At 63.9% G+C, this 16,164-nt stretch carries 12 protein-coding genes; 2 read left to right on the plus strand and 10 right to left on the minus strand.

Going from position 1 to position 16,164, the window contains the following annotated elements:
• Nucleotides 1–163 precede the first annotated feature (163 nt).
• Nucleotides 164–3,418 carry a GH25 family lysozyme gene (locus tag AC6CH3_RS04770; protein ID WP_498131341.1) on the plus strand — a complete coding sequence of 1,085 codons (3,255 nt, stop codon included), beginning with the start codon at nt 164–166 and terminating at the stop codon, nt 3,416–3,418.
• Between the two features lie 64 nt (nt 3,419–3,482).
• Here the strand turns inward: AC6CH3_RS04770 and AC6CH3_RS04775 are convergent, their stop codons facing one another.
• From AC6CH3_RS04775 to AC6CH3_RS04820, 10 genes are all read right to left on the minus strand, one after another.
• Complete coding sequence (locus AC6CH3_RS04775; protein WP_498131342.1) at nt 3,483–5,603, minus strand: acyltransferase family protein; 2,121 nt, start codon at nt 5,601–5,603, stop codon at nt 3,483–3,485.
• 120 nt (nt 5,604–5,723) lie between these two features.
• Nucleotides 5,724–6,314, minus strand: coding sequence for a hypothetical protein (locus AC6CH3_RS04780; RefSeq protein ID WP_498131343.1), 591 nt, complete (start codon nt 6,312–6,314; stop codon nt 5,724–5,726).
• Between the two features lie 181 nt (nt 6,315–6,495).
• The gene (locus AC6CH3_RS04785) at nt 6,496–7,881 is read right to left on the minus strand and encodes a lipopolysaccharide biosynthesis protein (RefSeq protein ID WP_498131344.1); all 1,386 of its coding nucleotides are present in this window, start codon (nt 7,879–7,881) and stop codon (nt 6,496–6,498) included.
• A 43-nt stretch (nt 7,882–7,924) separates the two neighbouring features.
• Nucleotides 7,925–9,079, minus strand: a complete 1,155-nt coding sequence (locus AC6CH3_RS04790; protein WP_498131345.1) for an aminotransferase class I/II-fold pyridoxal phosphate-dependent enzyme — start codon at nt 9,077–9,079, stop codon at nt 7,925–7,927.
• A 21-nt stretch (nt 9,080–9,100) separates the two neighbouring features.
• Entirely contained in the window at nt 9,101–10,117 is a 1,017-nt protein-coding gene (locus AC6CH3_RS04795; RefSeq protein ID WP_400578558.1) for an SDR family NAD(P)-dependent oxidoreductase, read from the minus strand.
• On the minus strand, nt 10,114–11,172 hold the full coding sequence (locus AC6CH3_RS04800; protein WP_498131346.1) for a sugar phosphate nucleotidyltransferase: 1,059 nt from the start codon (nt 11,170–11,172) through the stop codon (nt 10,114–10,116). The genes AC6CH3_RS04795 and AC6CH3_RS04800 overlap by 4 nt, the downstream gene beginning before the upstream one ends.
• A 5-nt stretch (nt 11,173–11,177) precedes the next feature.
• Nucleotides 11,178–12,332, minus strand: a complete 1,155-nt coding sequence (gene neuC / locus AC6CH3_RS04805; protein WP_498131347.1) for a UDP-N-acetylglucosamine 2-epimerase — start codon at nt 12,330–12,332, stop codon at nt 11,178–11,180.
• A 1-nt stretch (nt 12,333) separates the two neighbouring features.
• Nucleotides 12,334–13,386: an N-acetylneuraminate synthase family protein gene (locus tag AC6CH3_RS04810; RefSeq protein ID WP_498131348.1), complete on the minus strand. Its 1,053-nt coding sequence runs from the start codon at nt 13,384–13,386 to the stop codon at nt 12,334–12,336.
• Nucleotides 13,383–14,084: an LbetaH domain-containing protein gene (locus tag AC6CH3_RS04815; RefSeq protein WP_498131349.1), complete on the minus strand. Its 702-nt coding sequence runs from the start codon at nt 14,082–14,084 to the stop codon at nt 13,383–13,385. The genes AC6CH3_RS04810 and AC6CH3_RS04815 overlap by 4 nt, the downstream gene beginning before the upstream one ends.
• Before the next feature lie 2 nt (nt 14,085–14,086).
• Nucleotides 14,087–15,136, minus strand: coding sequence for a hypothetical protein (locus tag AC6CH3_RS04820; RefSeq protein WP_498131350.1), 1,050 nt, complete (start codon nt 15,134–15,136; stop codon nt 14,087–14,089).
• A 204-nt stretch (nt 15,137–15,340) separates the two neighbouring features.
• Here AC6CH3_RS04820 and AC6CH3_RS04825 point away from each other — a divergent pair, with 204 nt between their 5' ends.
• A complete protein-coding gene (locus AC6CH3_RS04825) occupies nt 15,341–16,105 on the plus strand; it encodes an acylneuraminate cytidylyltransferase family protein (protein WP_498131351.1) in 765 nt (254 codons plus the stop codon).
• The last annotated feature ends 59 nt before the right edge of the window (nt 16,106–16,164 follow it).

Genomic DNA, 16,164 nt, shown 5'->3' on the forward strand with positions numbered 1-16,164 from the left:
GAGGGCTCAGCTCGGGGGGAAGTCCAGCATCTGGGGCCACTTCGGCCCGCAGCTTCACGCTGGGGGTAGAACAATGAACCGTTCCTCGACTTGCAAGCACTCGGCAGCGCTTGCGGGAGCCAGACGCCTGGGCCTCTCAGGCATCTCCACGCTTCTGTGTGCAATGCTGTGCATCGGCGGTGTCCTCCCCGCCCAGGCCGCCCCGTCGCCGGAAGCCGAACACTCGACCGGCGGCATGACTGCTCCGGGCGTGGCGACAGCTGAAACCACGGCGACTGATGGTGCCACGGCATCCGCCGAAGAACCCGCGGCCCAGGCAATCGACATGGAAGCCCTTCGGGCGGAAATGGGACAACACGGCTCATACATGGGCCAGGGCGCCAAGAGCCGCGCTGCCACCTTCGAGAGGCAATTCGAGAAACAGCACGGAACGCGGTCGGCAGATACTTTTTCCGCGCAGGCAACCAACACCTGGATGGCGCCGGGCATTCAGGGCCTGGACGTCAGCAGCCACCAGCCGACGGTCAACTGGCCTGCCCAGTACAACATGGGTGCCCGGTTCGCGTACGTTAAGGCGACGGAGGGAACTACGTACCGGAACCCGGTGTTCGGGTCCCAGTATGCGGGTGCGTCGAGTGCGAGGCTGATCCGCGGTGCCTATCACTTCGCCCTCCCCAATGTTTCCGGCGCAGCGGAGCAGGCAAACTACTTCGTCAACAACGGCGGCGGCTGGACCGCGGATGGCAAAACCATGCCGCCCCTCCTCGACATCGAATACAACCCGTACGCATCGCTCGGCAATTCCTGCTACAACATGAGCCAGACGGCGATGGTCAACTGGATCAAAGCCTTCTCCAATCAGGTTCTGGCGCGAACCGGGCGCCTTCCGATGATCTACACCACCACGGACTGGTGGCAGACATGCACGGGAAACTCGTCGGCATTCTCCCGGCAGCCGCTGCATCTTGCCGCATACTCCCGGTACGTTGGCACCATGCCCAACGGCTGGGCGACATACAGCGTGTGGCAGTACAGCGCCACGGGTCCGTTCGCCGGTGATTCCAATGCCTGGAACGGCACGCTGGCCACGCTGCAGAAATTCGCCTCGACAGCAGATGGCGCAATACCCGCTCCCTCCATCACATCGCTCGGGGACGTTGTGGCCGTGGACAGTTCGGGAGTCCTGTGGGATTACCCCGCTACGGGAAACGGCACGCTCAAGCCCAGGAGGCAGATCGGAAGAGGCTGGACAGATGTCCGGTCCGTCAACGCGATCGACTGGAACGCCGACGGCGTCCTTGATCTCGTTGCGCAATGGACGTCCGGCCGGGTCAATGTCTACCTCGGTGTGGCTGCAGGCGGATTTGCCACGGGCCCCGTTCTCGCGGCATCCGGCTGGAGCAACTACCAACTGACCATCGGCTATTGGCTGCGAGGCAGCTACTTCCCCCACATCATCACCCGCGACGACTCCGGCGTCCTGAGGCTCTGGCGAAACAGCTCAGGTGCTGGACTCGGCGCAGCAACCACGATCGGCAACGGTTGGAGCAAGATCAACCTGACAATGATCGATTTCGACGGCGACGGCAATCAGGACATCCTGGGCCAGGACCCGGCCGGAACGCTGCGCCTCTACCGTTCCGGCGGAAATGGCGCCTTCGTGGCAGAGCCTCGAAAGGTGCTGGGCGGTGGCTGGCACAACATGACGAGCGTCACCGTCACCACCAATTTCAAGGGGTCCGGGACAAACGGCCTCATGGCGAGGAGTTCCGCCGGCCAACTGACCTACTATCCTGTTCCGGGCAACTCCGCCTGGGGAGCGCCGGCGTCCATCGGTTCTGGCTGGAACGGCTACCTCATCGCCGGCGGTGAGAACATCAACCTCGAGGTTGCCCCGCCACCCGCCCAGGCGACGCCCTCGATCCAGGCCTCCACCGACGTCGTCACGGTCGATACGGCAGGTGACCTCTACCGTCATCCAACCGGCACGGGCACCGTCGGCGCCGGAACCAAGACCGGTGCAGGGTTTACGGGTCTCTCCTCCACCCACGTTACCGACTGGAATGCAGACGGGCTCTATGACTTGGCAACAGTCAGCACCGGCGGGGCCCTGAATATCCATTTCGCCCTGCCGGCCGGAGGCTTCGCAGCCCCGGTCCAGGTGCTCTCCGGGCTGGCAGGTTCCGTGGTCACCATCGGGCCTTGGCAACGGGCAGCAAAATACCCCGGCGTCATTGTCCGCGGGGAAAATGGCACACTCCAGTACTACCCGAACGATGCCGGCGGAATGCTTGGCCAGCCAAGCATTGCCGGCTCAGGCTTCGTCCGCATGCACATTGTGATGACAGATGCGGACGGTGACGGCAACCAGGACATCGCTGCCGTGGACCACGCCGGGGTGATGCGGATTTACCGCTCCAACGGGACGGGCTCCTTCATCGATGAGGCCCGGACTGTCATGGGTTCCGGCTGGAACACCATGAGCAGTATCAGCCCGGCACGGGCCTTCGCCTCGGCTACATCCAATGGCCTGCTCGCCCGGGACCGCTCAGGGCAGCTGTTTTACTATCCACTTGTTGCAGCCAAGTTCGGGACGCGGAGTTCTCAGGCCGGCAACTGGAACGACCGCTTGATTTCCGGGAGCGCCAACCTCGTCGCCAGGGCCTCGCTGAACGGCACCTCTGACATCCTCACGATAGATGCCCAAGGAAAGCTCTGGAATAATCCGGCACACGGCAGTGGGTCGGCGGCAAGCGCCTATCTGATCGGCGCCGGCTGGTCCGGTATCAAATCCCTGCATGTAGTCGACTGGAACTCCGACGGCGTCGCAGATGTGCTTGCGCAACGCTCTTCGGGTTCCTTGGCTGTCTACTTGGGCGGGGCGTCTGGAGGCTTCTCTGGCCCTCAAACGCTCGCGGCCGGCGGCTTTGCCCAGACGAACATCGTTGCGGGTCCCTGGTTGAAATCCGGCACCTACCCAGGGCTGGTGGGCTACGGAACTGACGGGGTCCTCCACTACTGGGGCAACAGATCGGGCACCGTCCTTGACGCGCCTGTAAGGATCGGCCGCGGCTGGAACTCGCTGACGTTGGCCATGATTGACTTCGATGCCGACGGCAACCAGGATCTGCTGGCCGTCGACCCGTCGGGGGCCATGCGGCTGTACCGTTCCACCGGGCAGCAGGCCTTCATTGCGGAACCACGGAGAGTCGTCGGGGCTGGCTGGCAGTCGTTCCGGCAGTATTCTGGAACAACGGGCCTTGGCGGCAGCGGATCCACGGGATTGGTCGCCGTTCAACCTTCGGGACTTACGTATTACTACCCCGTATTGCCCGGCGGCACCTGGGGCGCCCGCTCGCAGTCCGCGTTACTCGGCCCAGCCACGACCGTGTCGATGACAACGCCCTCCAAAGGCTAGCTCCGAAAACGCCGCAGCCATCAGCTGACGGCCACCTGGTTGGCAGTGACAGGACAAGCGGTTTCTATCCCAGGGAACGCTCGATGGCATCCCTCAAATACGGGGCCAGCGTCCGTGCGTAGGTCGACGTCATGTGGTGGCCGTCGAAATAGACCACGACGTTGCCGATGACGCTCTGGCAGCGCCCGCTGGAACAGAAGTATTTGTCCATGTTCGCGGTGGCGATGGTCGGAAGTTTCAGCTTGGTCACAGCTTGGGTGAGAGGGTCCGGCTGGTGCCACTGTCCGACAGTTCCCGAGCAGGCCGCGTAGTCAGGCTCATGGAGTGAAAGGCAGTCCGGCACGGAGCCTGTGGTGGCCTGAGGGTTGGGAGTGTCCTTGAGTACCAGTACACGGGTGCCCGCGGCGGCCCACTTCTTCAGGTAGCTTTCATACCCTGCGGCGGCGGCTGCGAGGTTGCCGGCACCGCCGGGAGCCCCGTCCACCGGCCGGGCGACCCGTTCTGAAGTTACGACAAGATCGTAGGCGTCACCGGACGTCTCCCGAAGAACCCATTTTCCCCACTCCGCACAACCGGCCCCGGCCTCAGCCGTCGAGAACTTCAACCTGGCGTCTGTGGCGTTGCAGGCAGAAGCAAGATACGTCGTAATCGTCCAGCCACGCTCATCTGCGAGGGTCTGAAGGGCCGGCAGCCACTGGCCCGCGTGCGAGTTTCCGACCAGTGCCACACGCGTCGGTCCTGATCCGTAGGTGCATACCGGACGTTCTTCGAACGTCGGTTCGAAGGACCAGCAATTGTCAGCGTAAGCGTCAGATTTGTCGTTGATGGCGGCTTCAGGAGCCGGAGTGACCGGTCCGCTGGGTTCGGCCGAACAGCCCCCTGCAGTGTTTGCCAGCGCTGCTGCACCGAAGCATTGGTTTCCTTCCTGCGAAAGAGCCGCCACCTGGCCGGCTGATACATCGGTGCGGTGGCGGACTTCGGCGATCTGTGCCGCCCCCAGCAGGACAACCACTGCCATGCCGGCCGCTGCCGCCAGGAAAGTAGTGCTGAGCTTCTGGCCGCGCGGGGCGGTACGGAAGCGGTCCTCAACGAACTTCTTGGTCAGCCAGGACAAAACCAGGGTGAGGGCCAGGATGAGGCACTTATCCAACAGGCTGAGGCTTCCTCCGCTGACGTAGGGAACCAAAACGATCAGCGGCCAGTGCCAAAGGTAAACCGAGTAGGAGAGGTCGCCCAGCACCCGAACCGGCCGCTGCTGAAGGATCAGAGTTGGGGAATGCCGCTGCTGGGCATCAGCCCAGATGACGGCCGCCGTTCCAGCCACCGGAAGAAGCGCGGTGTAGCTGGGAAAAGGGGTGCTGCCCGTATACAGGACCCCGGCGGCCACGATGGCCGCAATGCCGGCCCAGGCAAGCAGCGAGTCCCGGGAGCGGGGCTCCCCCGCCGTTCGCGAGGCGGCGAACGTTGCGACGAGGCCGCCGGCGGCCAGTTCCCACATACGCGTGGGGGTGACGAAGTAGGCGCTGGCCGGCGTCACGGCGGTCGCATAGATGGAGTAGGCCAGGGAAATGGCGAAGACTCCGCCAACAAGTATTTGTGCCGAGGTTGTCCGGTTCCGCCCCAGCCGGGCAGCAAGCCAGAAGACTGCAAAAAACAGGACGGGCCAGACCAGGTAGAACTGCTCCTCTACCGACAGGGACCAGAAATGCTGTACCGAAGAGGCGGCGTTTTCCGCAGCAAGATAGTCCACGGAACCGGCGGCCAGGGTCCAGTTCTGGACATACAGTGCTGAGGAGATGATTTGGGTGGCGGTGTCTTCCCAGCGCGATGAAGGCGCAACGATCCGGGTTGCAACGGCCGCCACACCCAGGACGAGCAACGACGCGGGAAGCAGGCGCCGCACGCGCCGCCGCCAAAAAACTACCAGGTCACGGCCACTCAAGATGGGACTTGAGAGGATATGTGAGGTGATCAGGAAGCCCGAAATAACAAAGAAGACATCCACACCCACGAAACCCCCCGTCAACCGGTTCGGCCACAGGTGGTAGAGGACAACCATGCCCACCGCCAAGGCCCTGAGTCCCTGGATATCAGCGCGGATTCGTCCCGGGGAGCCCGCGGCTTTACCGGACTTGGAGCCCGCTGCAGGATCGGCTCGCTGGAGCGTTGCGGGATCTGCGGTCACGTGGGAAGCTCCTACTTTTCGGGTCAGGGCGGCAGTTTTCGGCCAAGGCAATCCCATCTACGATACCCGCTGGGACCCCGCGCCCGCATTTCGAGCGCCGGCGCGGGCGCCCGGGAACCGCTATTTCTGCAGCGGCGCCGCATCCTTGCTGCGTGGGAGGAAATGCCGCTTCAGCCATTTGCCGACCCTGTGGAAGTGGCGCTCCACCAGGAGATAGTAGGCGTAGGCGAGGAGGTTGCAGATGACCAGCGACAGAAGAATCAGCTGCCACGCTGCCAGCACGGAATGCAGGTAGAACCAGATGTACGTGATCACGGAGAAGTGCACGAGGGCCATGTAACCGACTGGGACCGCGATGGCGAACAACAGAAGGGCAACCCGCAGGAACCCCATCCGCGTCCCGTTCAGCACAATGAGTGCCAGGATCCCGAACGCCACATAGATCCACCATTCCGCGACCACGGACCAAAGAGGGGCACCGGTTCCCATGGGACCCACGTCGATCCAGGAAGTCGAGGTCCGGGCGGCAGCCTCTTGGAGCACGGGGTGGTTGAACAGCATCGTGAAGCTGCCCGCAATGGCTTCGGGACTCAGGTCGATTGTGATGAACGGCAAACGCCTGGAGCCGTGGAACACGAGGAAATCCGCCGCGACAACCAGTGCAACAGCCGGCAGAAGAGCGTAAACGACCCGACTGGATGTAAAAGACACGCTGTCCGGGGACCATAAGAATGCCCGGTACGAAGATGTTGAGGGCGTGACCCAGCACGACGGCCTGGGCCGAAATGCCGCGGGCGAAGTCAAAGAAGACAATAGTGCGCGGGGCCGGTTTGGCCGCCCCATGTTCCGTGGCGGAGCCGCGGAGCCACCGTTTCCAGGCTGCGGGTGCCCGTCATTGTGAAGCCTTTCCTGTCCGCTTTGCCCTGCGCTGGTGCCATAGTGCCAGTCCGCCCGCTGACGCCACAGCCACCACGGCTGCCGTGATGATGCCGGACACGATGTCCCGCGGCACCATCAAGAGCACCACGACATACCCCGCCGCGGCAAGACAGCACAGCGCATAGGTGCGCATCGGCCACCCGCCGGGGGCCCGCCGTCGTGCGACCAGAAAGTAGACACCGCCCAGCAGGAAAAACGAGCCGGCAGAAGTCACCGCCATCAGCACCAGGTTGCCCCTGGAGGCCGGCCAGAGGGCCGCCAGGGCCGAAACGATCAGCACCAACGGCGTCACGACCGCCAGAATCCACGTCACCTTGTCGGCGAACAGCAGCGAGGAGGCGTTCAGGTACAGCAGGTACCCCAGGGCAATCAGGGGCATTATCTGTGCCACGGGAATGAGATCTTCCCGCCCGACCGCCATGACGTGGGTGACCACGTTGGCTCCGCCGCTCGCTACGACGACGATTGCAAGTCCGGCGAAACTGGCAGTCTTCATCACCGAGCGCATGCGCTCCGGCCTTTCACCCGGCTTGGCCGACATGATCGCCGGCACCCAGGCGTTGTTCAAAGCCCCCAGCATCGTCACCGTGCCCAGGACAAAGATCTGCACCTTGCCGTAGTCGCCGGAAACGCCCTCGGCCGCCACGGCTGCCAGCAGGAAGGCGGCGCCCTGTGTCAGCAGCATCATGGACCCGGTGTGTGGCAGGACTGGAAGGCCGATGAGCAGCGCCTCTTTGGCGGCGCCGGGAACAGAGAACGGCGGCGCCGGCCGGGCCACAAACAGTGACGCGACCGCTGTCAGGAAGACCGCGGCTCCGAAGCCGACCATGAACACACTGGCGGAAGCACCCACCAGGAGCATCGCAACCAGGCCCACGCCGTAGGCGGCCACTGATGAACCCAGGCTCAGCAGGACAAACGCCACCGGGCGGCCCTGCGCCCGCAGCAGCGCCTGGGCGGCCAGCACCGTGGCAAGCAGGCCCATGGTCAGCAACGCAACGGTGAAACTGAATGTGCCGTCGCTGCCGCGTGCCAGCCCCCAGTAGGCAGCCGCCGCGAGGACGCCCACCACAGCGCCGAACAGGCTCAGGAAGCCGCTGATCGAGCGGGCTTTGGCTGCGCCGTCGTGATCGAACCACGTCTTGGTGATCGCCAGCGGCAGCCCTGCGGCTCCGAGCACCACGCCGACCTGGATGACGGAGACGGCCAGGAAGAGTTCCTGCCACTCGGCATCGTCGTTGAGCACACGGAGGGCGAACGGCTGCACCAGGAAGATGCCCAGCCCCTGCATGAGCGCACCGGCCAGATACAGGACGGAGTTTCTACCGGTTCTTTCCATGGCGCTGCTGTTCCCGGACTCGGCAACATCTGCCCGCCCGGAGCTACTCACCGCTGAGTTTGAGCCACTCGTGGACCCGTTCGATCACGCGGGACTGATCGTCTTCCGTGAGATCGGTGGAGCACGGCAGTGAAAGGCCCCGGGCGAAGAGGTCCTCGCCGATGGCGCCGTCGAGGGTCAACTCATGGCTCAGCGGCGGCTGCATATGCAGCGGACGCCACAGAGATCGTGATTCGATGTTGACCTCGGCCAGGAAGTCCTGCAGTTCGTCCCTGGCCCCGGCACCGCGCGATGCCGGAACGAGCACCGAGTACAGCCAGTACGTGGATTCCTGCCCCGGGAGCCGCGGCGGGGTCTCAATCTCAGTGCCGTCGAAGGCATCCGCGTAGCGTGCGGCGATTTCACGTTTCTTCGCCACAAACCCGTCCAACCGTTCGAGCTGTGCCACTCCGAGAGCCGCCGCGATGTTCGTCAGCCGGTAGTTGAAGCCGATTTCGTCATGCAGGTAGCCGCGGTCCGGAAGCCTGGCCTGCGTCGACAGGTGCTTGGCCTTCGCTGCCAGTTCGGGATCGTCGGTGGTGAACATGCCGCCGCCGCCGGTGGTCATGATCTTGTTTCCGTTGAACGAGAATGCACCCATGTGCCCGACGGTCCCGACGTGGCGGCCTTCCAGCGGCCCCTCGGTCCACATCGCGCCCAGAGCCTCCGCGGCATCCTCGATCAGGATGATGCCGTATTCATCCGCAAGTTCCCGCGCGGCCTGGGCATTGGCGGGCTGTCCCAGGATGTGCACGATCTCGATGGCCTTGGGCAGTTTCTCCCCCGCAGCCGTCCTGCGCTCGATCTCCCGGCGCAGGCTTGCAACGTCCATGCACCAGGACTCGGCCAGCGAGTCCACGAGAAGCAGGTCGGCGAACTGGTAGGACGCCGCGTTGGAACTTGCCATGAAGGTGAAGTCCGACACAGCGACCAGGTCCCCCGGCTGAACGTCCGCCAGGCGCATCGCAATATGCAGGGCCGCGGTTCCCGACGCGCATGCCACGGCGTGCTTGGCGCCGACGTAATCAGCGAACTTCTGCTCGAATTCGGAGACGAACTGCCCCACGGAAGAAACAAACCCGCTGGCGACGGCTTCGTTCACGAGTTCGGCTTCACGCTCACCGATATTGGGTACAGCTAGGGGGATACGGCTCGCCACAATTGACCTTTCTGGCAAAAACTATCGGGAGTATCGTGCGGCAGCGGAAAGGTCCACGCCGCGGGCCTTGATCCATTCGGCGGATTCGCGCAGTCCCTCTTCGAGGCTCACCTGCGGTGCCCAGCCGAGCTCGGCCAGCGCCTGCGACGGGTCCGAAAGAAGGTGCATGACTTCGCTGGCTTCCGGGCGGACGCGCTCGTCCTGGGTGATGATTTCCGCCGTCGATCCGGTGACCTTGCGGGCCATTTCAACGAGTTCCCCGATGGAGACGTCATAACCGGTGCCGAGCTGGATGACCTGGCCCTCCAGCGGGATGTCCGCGCTGGCTGCCTTCACGAATCCGTCGGCGGTGTCCGTGACATAGGTGAAGTCGCGGCGGGGGGTCAGCGAGCCGAGGTGGATCTTGTCGGCGCCGGCCACCATCTGCTGCAGCACTGTGGGAATGACCGCGCGTGCGGACTGCCGGGGACCGTAGGTGTTGAACGGGCGCAGCACCACAACGGGAGTCTCGAACGAGCTCGCCCACGCCTCGCAGAGCTTGTCGGCGGCGATTTTCGTCGCGCTGTATGGGGACTGGCCGCGGAGCTCGTTTTCGATGGTGATCGGCACGGTCTTGGGGGTGCCGTAGACCTCGGATGTGGAGGTGTTCACCAGCCGCGGCACGTTGTGGCGGCGCACGCCCTCGAGGACGTTCAGCGTGCCCACGACGTTCGTCTCCACGTAGGAGCGGGGTGCCTCGTAGGAGTAGGGAATTGCGATAAGGGCCGCGAGGTGGAGGACGACGTCCGAACCGGCAACGAGGTCGGAGACGTACTCCGCGTCGCGGATGTCGCCGAGGCGCAGGTCCACTGAGTCACGCTCTTCGGGGCTCAGGTCATCAAGCCACCCGTAGGAACCGTTGGAGTTGTAGACGCAAAGGGCACGCACGTTGGCGCCCTGGGCGATCAGCCGCTGGGTAACGTGGCTTCCGATGAAGCCGTCCGCACCCGTAACAACCACGGTCTTGCCCGTAAGGTTCTGCTGATTCAAGGTGATCACTGGCCTTTCGCTGTTGCTAGGTCTTTGGGGGTTCCGACGTCGATCCAGTCGGATTCGATCGGCCATGCGGCCACCGTCTTGGACTGCTCAATGCAGGCCTGGACGAGGTCCGGCATGGAAAAAGGTTCAAGGTATGGCACCAGCGCGAGCGCCTCCGGCGATACGGCGTAAATCCCCGTGCTGATTTCGAATTCAATGCTCGGCTTCTCGACCACAGCGGAGATCGAGCGGTTCTCGCCGATGTCCAGGACGCCGAAGGGCACCTGGTGGACATACGGCCGGGCGGCAACGGTCACGCTGGCGTTCTTGGAAGCGTGGAAAGCGAGAAGCTCCGCAGCGGAGTAGCGCACCATAAGATCCGCGTTGGTGACCAGCACCGGCTCGGAGATGTCGGGCCGTTCGTGGTGGAGCAGCCCCAGGGCACCGGCGGTGTTGAGGGGCTTGGCCGGGTCCTCGTGCAGATACTTGATGGTGCAGCCGAGCCGAGAGCCGTCGCCGAGGTGGTCCATGATTTTTTCCGCCAGGTACGCCACGGAGACATAGATGTTCGTGACGCCAGATTCCACCAGCCCCAGGATGATCCACTCGATGATGGTCCGATCGGCGACGGTCATCAGCGGCTTCGGGGTGTCCTTGGTCAGCGCGCCCAGGCGCGTGCCCTTGCCACCGGCCATGATGACGGCGATATTGCTCAGGGACGTCCGCCCCACAATGTCGTTCAGCGTGTGCAGCCCGACGAGTTTGCCGGAGTCGTCAACGACCGGAACTTCGCTTATACGCAGGCTGCGCATCAGGTCCAGCACCGAGGCGCGCGTGGCATCGGGCCCAACGACGTGCGGTGCCCGGTTCGCGTACTCGTGGACGAGTCCGTCGAGTTCGGCCCCCTTCAGCAGGCCGCGGCGGATGTCGCCGTCGGTCAGCACTCCCTGGAGCTTGCCCGCTTCGTCGGTGACGAGGGCGATCGCGGACGCACCGCGGTCGATAGTCTCCAGCGCCTGCCTAACGGTGGCGTCCTGCCCGATGCAGACGTTGCCGAGGGGCCCGTCAATACTCATACGTGTCATTCTCCAGCGCCGATGTCAATGAAGGCCTTGGTCAGCGGCGTCCGTCCGCTGCCAACCACCACGCGTTCGATCCGTTCTGACGAATGCGAGTCCCCATACGGATTGACCACCTGACGGGACAATTCCTGGAACTCCGCGCTCAAAGCCTTTTCAATACTAGCGTGGATCCCCGGACGCTCGTCGCGGCAGTGGATGACGTTGGCGCCGCATTCGCGGCCCTTTTGCCGATCCCCGACGTTGACGACCGGCACCGAAAAGGTCGCAGCCTCAAGAATGCCCGAGGAGGAATTCCCCACTATGGCATCGATGGTGGCCATGACGCGGGGATAGAGCGGCCCCAGGCTCTCGCGGACGATCGCGGTGCCGGCGGCGGCAATGTCCTCCAGTTCGGCAACGATTTCGTTGCGCCCGGCGTCAAAGCCCGGATATGTCAGAATCACCGTGCCCGCCGCGGCAATGGCTTCGTCGAATACCTGCCGCGCCAAGGCACCGGCGTTCCCGGACATCTCGGCCGTGGGCGGGTGGTACGTGACCATCAGCAGCGGTCGGACCAGGGGCCGGCCAAACTCCGCGCGGAACTCTTCCTCGGTCAGGGGATCCGGCTTCCTGAACCGGTCGAGCCCGGGGGCGCCTGTCTGGTGAATCCGCTCGGGCGATTCGCCAAGCTGGGCCACGCGGCGCGCGGCCCCGGCCGTGCTCACGCAGTGCTGGTCCGCCAGTTTGGTCACCGCGTGGCGGACGCGCTCATCGAGCGCCCCTTCCGTGACTTCCCCGCCATGGAGATGCACGAGCCGCACGCCTGAGATGACCACTGCCGGCGCCACGTACAGGAGTTCCCACCGGTCGCCAAGAACAACGACGGCGTCTGGCCGGTTCTGCTGCAGCAGTTCAGCCATGCTGGCGGACAGTTTCGGACCCAGTGCAAGCTGGCCCAGCGCGGACGCGTCGTCCAGGTGGAGCCCCAGGTCATGGTGCACGAACGCACCATCCTGCAGCCCTGCTTCCCGGAGCCGGCCCGCGGCTGTCCCGGCCGGGAACCCCACGGCAGTTGCCACGTGCAACTCCACGTCAGGATTTCCGGCCAGCTGCACCAGGACGGGGGCGAGTGGGAAGAGATCCGCCCGCGTCCCTACGAATCCCAGCACCCGCATGTCAGGCCAGGTCCTCTGCGGTCATCGGCGTTCCGGCCTTGATGGCACGGCCAGCGGAGCGGCCCACGACCTCGGCCGAAGGACGGAGACCGCCCTCCGGACGGAGGATGGCGACGTCGGCCTCCGTGATCACAGCGCCTGCCGCGATGTCCCGTACGGCGTGGAAGGAGCGCCGCACCAGTCCCGCGTTGGCTTCCTCGCTGGGCATTCTGCGCTTGTTGCCGTCGCCAAGCGCCCGGTAGACGTCACGGACGGAGCGCACATAATCCTCGAACTCGGCACGCTCAAGTGAGGCGGAGTGGTCTGGACCGTTGCGCGTCTTGTCAGTGGTGATGTGCTTTTCCAGCAGCGTCGAGCCCAGAGCCGTGGCGGCGATGGCCGTCAGCGAGCCCGGCGTGTGGTCCGACCAGCCGACCTCGACGCCGAATTCCTTCCGCATCGCGGGAATGGCGAGCAGGTTGGCCTCATCCAGGGGCGCGGGGTAGGCAGAGACGCAGTGCAGCAGGACGGTCGCGGGCGCCTTGGATGTCGCCTCGAGCGCCGCGGCGATCTCCTCTCTGGTCCCCATTCCCGTGGAGACGATCATCGGAATGCCGAATTCCGCAATCGCGGCGAGATAGGGAGTGTTCGTCAGCTCCCCGGAACCGATCTTCAGCCCCGGAACGCCAATGTCCGCGAGCATCCGCGCGCTGTCGTAGTCGAAGGGTGTGGAGAGGAAGGTGATCCCCCGCTCGGAGCAGTGGTCCCGCAGCTCAACCCAGGCAGTCTCGGGCAGCGTCAGGCGCCTCAGCATCTCGGACTGGGACTCCGCGAACCCTGCCTTTTTCTGGTAGGGAGTGGTATCTGCAGCTTCCGTGACCAGGGATTCAGGCTTGAACGTCTGGAACTTCACCGCGTTGGCACCCGTGTCGGCAGCCATGTCGATCAGTTCATGGGCAACTGCCACGTCACCGTCGTGGTTCACTCCTGCTTCGGCAATGATGAAGACTTCCTCGTCGGAACCGATGCGGTGCGGACCGAACGTCACATGCTGGGCTTTGGATTCGATGGTCACAGGGTTGCGCCTTTCTTGGATGTCAGTTCCCGGGCCGGAACACCGATGTAGGTTGCTCCCCCGGCGAGATCACGCGTCACGACAGCGCCCGCACCGATGACAGACAGTCCTCCCACAGTGCAGCCGGGAAGGACCCGGGCGCCTGACCCAACAAATACTCTATTGCCCACGAACGAGGCCCCCAAAAGGACTGAACCGGGGGCCAGGTGCGTTCCGGATCCGACCCCGGCCTCGTGTTCGACAATTGCACCGGTGTTGACGATGACGGCTGAGCCGATGTCCGCCAACGGGCCCACGTGGGCGTGCTCACAGACCTGCGAAAGAGCCCCGAGGTGGGCGGTCGGATCAACGGTGGCACTTGCCGCGACCAACGGAACGGCAAGATGAACCAGCTCCGGCGAAGCGATGATCGATTCGGCGACGCGGTTTCGTACGCCGTTGTCCCCAATGCCGACGGCGATCGACAGGGAATTTTCGGCGGCGAACCTCAGTGCCTCGTCGTCGTCGAAAAACACCGCCGGGGTGCGGCCGTCTGCCGCAGTGAACGGGCTGAGGCTCCGCTCCGACGCTGCGGAGTCCCTGGCCGCCCCAGCCAGCCCGGCGTCAGAAACGGCGGCCACATAGTCTTGGCGGCCGTTCACGATCGAGGCAAGGCTGCGCGCGTGCCCGGAGGCCCCGAGGATCAGCCAGGCGCCCACCCCTAGAGTCGGCCCGACTCTTTGAGCCTGACCGCTTCGACGGCTACCGCCGGCGTGAGCTTCGGCAGCGGGGACGGCAGGTGCTTGAGCGGGTGGCGGAGGAAATGGACCGGGGACAGGCCCGCTTCGCCGCTGTGGGCACCTTCGGGGCGTTTCCGCAGCCCGAGGACAGCCTGGGCCTTTTCCAGCGGACCACTGGCCCAGTAATCCCAGAACGCGCCGAAGGAGGGGCTGTTCCAGCCGAGCAGGCTTTTCAGTTCGTCCGGCGACTTCATGTCCTGCACACCGAGTTCCAGGTCTGCTATGCGCTTGAGCTGAGCGTTGTCCGGTGACGGCTCATAGAATTCCGGCCACAGCTCACGCATCCGAAGGCCGGGATCGGTTTCTGCGTTCGGGCCGAGCTGGAAGTCCGGCCCGTAGATCTCGACGTCAGCGCCGGCAGCGGCGGCGTAGAGAAGGGCCGTGGACATGCGGTTTGACACGACCTTCCCTGCGGACCCCACCATCCCCAGGATTCTTCCCAGGAACTGAGGGTCGCGGCGCTCGCCGGCGCTGATGATCTCGTGCCCCGCGTCAGTCCAAGCGCGGTAAATCTCGGGATGTTCCAGATCTTCAATATGCAGACAGACGGCGGAAGGCCCCTCTCTCCGGAGCACTTCCTGTGCAAACCCGCCATGGTCGCCATTAACCTTTACGAGCGCCGTGCCATGGACCGGGAGAACGATGGTGCCTCCTGTACGTTCCGGCAGTGCCTTGGCCGCACGGGCGGCGTCAAGAAGGTAGAGGAAGGGTGCGCCCACGGCCGTCACCATGCTCGACCCGTCAGGGAAGCGGTTTTCCGGAGCACCCACATCAAACCCGCGCGAAGCTGACGTCCATATCAGTCGTTTCCGGTTGGCGCCTCGGTCATTGAAATCCGCAAACTGCGCCAGCACCGGCGACTTCACGGTCCATCCATGTTGCAGCAGTCCCGGAATATGGCGGATTTCTGACAGTCCGCAATAGTTGGCCAGGACCGAGGAATGGCCGTAGTAATGATTTTGGATGTCCATATAAAGTAGCGGCACCTCAGAGAAAAGTCGGACAGATGGTTCTCATATATTACGTGCAGCTCGACCTTGGCGCGTGTACGGAGCGCAGTCGGGCTGTCAGAGCCTCTGTTCATCACCGTCTGGAAACCGTTAGCCGGTAGGATGAAAACGATCTTAGACAGCACATGGGGCTGTCTCACATGACGACTTAGGTTAGAGAGCACCATGAATCCAGATTCCGTACGCCCTCGTGTTCTAGCGGTCGTTCCCGCTCGCGGGGGATCCAAAGGCCTGCCCGGTAAAAACATCCGCCCGCTCATGGGTAAGCCATTGCTGGCCCATGCGGTTACGTTGGCCGAACAGCTGGGCGACAACGTGAGGTGCATCGTTTCCACTGATGATGAACACATTGCCGAGGTCGCTCGCGAAGCAGGCGCCGACGTTCCTTTTATCCGGCCTGCCGAACTGGCCTCGGACCTTGCCTCATCAAGTGCCGTGCTTCGCCATGCGCTGAACATGGCAGAGAGCATCTACTCTGAGGTCTTCGACATGGTGCTGCTCCTTGAGCCGACAAGCCCTACCCGAACAACGGAAAAGGTTCAGGAAGCAATAAACCAACTGTCCAGCAACCCTGAACTGGACGGTGTCATCGCGGTTTCTGAACCATTCTTTAATCCTCTGTGGGTGGGTGTCAGGCCCAGCACTGAGGGCCCGGCACTAGAGCGTTACTTCAAGGAAGGAACGGGGATTGTCCGCCGACAGGACCTTCCCCCGTACCTGCGGATCAACGGTAACTTTTACGTGTGGCGTTCAGACTTTATCCGCAAACTGGAGGACAGCTGGTTCGATGAGGGTGTGCATGGGTACGTCCAGATCCCTGAACTGCATGCCTTCAGCATCGACGACGAACATGAGTTCCACTTGGTCGAAGCGGTAGTGGCCGCTGGTCTGGCGCCCTTGCCCGGGGCTGCCGCGCAGGCTGGAAAATAGTCCGGCCGTAGATGCCCAGGTGATCGTGCGAGACGCAGGTACCAACAGGCTCAAATAGA

This window comes from Arthrobacter sp. GQ119, from assembly GCF_059759125.1.